Source organism: Streptomyces sp. NPDC060205, from assembly GCF_042728395.1.
GTDB lineage: Bacteria > Actinomycetota > Actinomycetes > Streptomycetales > Streptomycetaceae > Streptomyces.
In genome coordinates, this window is record NZ_JBHWZP010000555.1 from 1 (window position 1) to 3,550 (window position 3,550).

3 protein-coding genes are annotated in these 3,550 nt (G+C 68.3%); 2 read left to right on the top strand and 1 reads right to left on the bottom strand.

Annotated elements, in window-relative coordinates; genetic code table 11:
• Positions 1-38 precede the first annotated feature (38 nt).
• The gene (locus ACFWGJ_RS42805; protein ID WP_387334376.1) at positions 39-335 is read right to left on the bottom strand and encodes a DUF397 domain-containing protein; all 297 of its coding nucleotides are present in this window, start codon (positions 333-335) and stop codon (positions 39-41) included.
• Positions 336-610: 275 nt separating this feature from the next.
• Here ACFWGJ_RS42805 and rpsO point away from each other — a divergent pair, with 275 nt between their 5' ends.
• The gene (gene rpsO / locus ACFWGJ_RS42810; protein WP_107021727.1) at positions 611-901 is read left to right on the top strand and encodes a 30S ribosomal protein S15; all 291 of its coding nucleotides are present in this window, start codon (positions 611-613) and stop codon (positions 899-901) included.
• Between the two features lie 390 nt (positions 902-1,291).
• On the top strand, positions 1,292-3,508 hold the full coding sequence (locus tag ACFWGJ_RS42815; protein WP_107021725.1) for a polyribonucleotide nucleotidyltransferase: 2,217 nt from the start codon (positions 1,292-1,294) through the stop codon (positions 3,506-3,508).
• Positions 3,509-3,550 lie beyond the last annotated feature (42 nt).

The following is a 3,550-nucleotide window of genomic DNA, read 5'->3' on the forward strand; positions in this document are numbered from 1 at the left end:
TCCGTGCCGCCGGTCCTTCTCGCTTCAGCGCCGCCGTCCTACTCGGCCGCGGCCCCGCCGTCCCGCGGCGCCGGCTCCAGGTCGAACTCGCCGTCCCGCGCGCCGAGCACGAAGGCCCGCCACTCCGCCTCCGTGTACCGCAGGACCGTGTCCGGGTCGAGCGACGACCGCATGGCCACCGCGCCCTCGGGGAGATACGCGATCTCGACCCGCTCCTCGTGCTCCTCGGTACCCGGCGCGCTCTGCCATTCGACCCCCGAGATGTCGAGGGCGTAGAGCTCGTCCTTCTCCCGCTCCTTGCGCGCCTTGACGTCCTTGTCCTCTGCCTCGGCCATGGCCAAGCGACCCCTTCCAGACGAACGAACCCGACCTGTCGCGTCACCCTACTGGGACCGCCCCTGGCCTCCCCGGACTCCGGGAACCCCGGTCGGAGCGGCTCCCACCCCCTGGTACGCTGTGTTACGGCCGTATGTGTACGCACCCCCGGACAACCCTTTCAAGGCTCCGGAGGACGCGCTCAACGGATCCCGCCTCCCGAGTCACGGAAGCTCCCCTGAGAAGTGGACCAGGGGCACTCGGTGGGCATCGACACAGACTACGAGGAGTACGCGTGCCGCTCGACGCCGCTACGAAGAAGCAGCTCATCACGGAGTTCGGTCAGAAGGAGGGCGACACCGGCTCTCCCGAGGTCCAGGTCGCGATGCTCTCGCGCCGTATCTCGGACCTGACCGAGCACCTCAAGACCCACAAGCACGACCACCACTCCCGCCGTGGTCTGCTGATCCTCGTCGGTCAGCGCCGTCGCCTCCTGCAGTACCTGGCGAAGAAGGACATCCAGCGCTTCCGTGCGCTGGTCGACCGCCTGGGCATCCGCCGCGGTGCGGCCGGCGGCGCCAAGTAGGACATCGTGAAGGGAGCGGTTCCCACGCAAGAGGGGGCCGCTCCCTTTGCTGTACGTGCGGAGTGTCACCCCACCTTTGTAGTGTGGTAGCACAACGCAATACGCGGGACACAGCGTGGCACCGCCACAGCGCACAGCGCCGCACGGCCGCCACGCCGCACGACATGACGTACGGGACACAGCACACGTACGACAGGCACCACACGTAGGACACGAGGAAAAGCGCACCTCGCCGCCGCCGGTCCTCGGTAGTGGCCCCCGGGAGAATGCGACCCCGGGAGCTTCGATCGAAGACCGGCCCGCACAAGAAGGCGCGCTTCTCCGCAGAAGCGTCCCCCTGCCACACGGGCAGGTGAGGACGAAAGACGAAAAGTATCGGAGAAAACGCTAGTGGAGAACGAGACCCACTACGCCGAGGCCGTTATCGACAACGGAACCTTCGGCACCCGCACCATCCGCTTCGAGACGGGCCGCCTCGCCAAGCAGGCCGCCGGCTCCGCCGTGGCGTACCTGGACGACGACACCATGGTGCTGTCGGCCACCACCGCTTCCAAGAAGCCCAAGGACAACCTCGACTTCTTCCCCCTCACGGTGGACGTCGAGGAGCGGATGTACGCGGCCGGCAAGATCCCCGGCAGCTTCTTCCGCCGCGAGGGCCGGCCCTCCGAGGACGCGATCCTCACCTGCCGCCTCATCGACCGCCCGCTGCGCCCGTCCTTCAAGAAGGGCCTGCGCAACGAGATCCAGGTCGTCGCCACGATCATGGCGCTCAACCCCGACCACCTGTACGACGTCGTGGCGATCAACGCCGCCTCCGCGTCCACGCAGCTGGCCGGTCTGCCCTTCTCCGGCCCGATCGGCGGCGTCCGCGTCGCGCTGATCAACGGCCAGTGGGTCGCGTTCCCGACGCACACCGAGCTTGAGGACGCCGTCTTCGACATGGTCGTCGCCGGTCGCGTCCTGGAGGACGGCGACGTCGCGATCATGATGGTCGAGGCCGAGGCCACAGAGAAGACCATCACGCTCGTCGCGGGCGGCGCCGAGGCGCCCACCGAGGAGGTCGTCGCCGCCGGTCTGGACGCCGCGAAGCCCTTCATCAAGGTGCTCTGCAAGGCCCAGGCCGACCTCGCCGCGAAGGCCGCCAAGCCGACCGGCGAGTTCCCGGTCTTCCTCGACCACCAGGACGACGTCCTGGAGGCCCTGACCGCCGCGGTCAGGAGCGAGCTCTCCCAGGCGCTCACCATCGCCGGCAAGCAGGACCGCGAGGCCGAGCTGGACCGCGTCAAGGAGATCGCCGCCGAGAAGCTGCTCCCGCAGTTCGAGGGCCGCGAGAAGGAGATCTCCGCCGCGTACCGCTCGCTCACCAAGGCCCTGGTCCGTGAGCGCGTCATCAAGGACAAGGTCCGCATCGACGGCCGCGGCGTCACGGACATCCGTACGCTCGCCGCCGAGGTCGAGGCCATCCCGCGCGTGCACGGCTCCGCCCTGTTCGAGCGTGGCGAGACCCAGATCCTGGGCGTCACCACCCTGAACATGCTCCGGATGGAGCAGCAGCTGGACACCCTTTCCCCGGTGACCCGCAAGCGGTACATGCACAACTACAACTTCCCGCCCTACTCCGTCGGCGAGACCGGCCGCGTCGGCTCCCCCAAGCGCCGCGAGATCGGCCACGGAGCGCTCGCCGAGCGCGCCATCGTGCCGGTCCTGCCGACGCGCGAGGAGTTCCCCTACGCGATCCGTCAGGTGTCCGAGGCCCTCGGCTCCAACGGCTCGACGTCCATGGGCTCGGTCTGTGCCTCCACCATGTCCCTGCTGAACGCCGGTGTGCCCCTCAAGGCCCCCGTCGCCGGTATCGCCATGGGCCTGATCTCCCAGGAGATCAACGGCGAGACGCACTACGTCGCCCTCACCGACATCCTCGGTGCGGAGGACGCCTTCGGCGACATGGACTTCAAGGTCGCCGGCACCAAGGAGTTCGTGACCGCCCTCCAGCTGGACACCAAGCTGGACGGCATCCCGGCCTCCGTCCTGGCCGCGGCCCTCAAGCAGGCCCGTGACGCCCGCCTCCACATCCTCGACGTGATGATGGAAGCGATCGACACGCCGGACGAGATGTCCCCGAACGCCCCGCGGATCATCACGGTCAAGATCCCCGTGGACAAGATCGGTGAGGTCATCGGCCCGAAGGGCAAGATGATCAACCAGATCCAGGAGGACACCGGCGCCGACATCACGATCGAGGACGACGGCACCATCTACATCGGTGCCCAGCAGGGCTCGCAGGCCGAGGCCGCGCGCGCCACGATCAACTCGATCGCCAACCCGACCATGCCGGAGGTCGGCGAGCGCTACCTGGGCACCGTCGTGAAGACGACGACCTTCGGTGCGTTCGTGTCGCTGCTCCCGGGCAAGGACGGACTGCTGCACATCTCGCAGATCCGCAAGCTCGCCGGCGGCAAGCGCGTGGAGAACGTCGAGGACGTCGTCGGCGTGGGCTCCAAGGTCCAGGTCGAGATCGCCGAGATCGACTCCCGCGGCAAGCTCTCCCTCATCCCCGTGATCGAGGGCGAAGGCGACGACGAGAAGAAGGACGACACCGACAAGTGACGTCGAGCAGCTCCACGGCGACGGCCCGCACCTCCTCGGAGG

Excerpts from the sequence above, each read along its gene's own strand:
- ACFWGJ_RS42805 (WP_387334376.1), bottom strand. The coding sequence starts at position 335 with ATGGCCGAGGCAGAGGACAAGGACGTCAAGGCGCGCAAGGAGCGGGAG.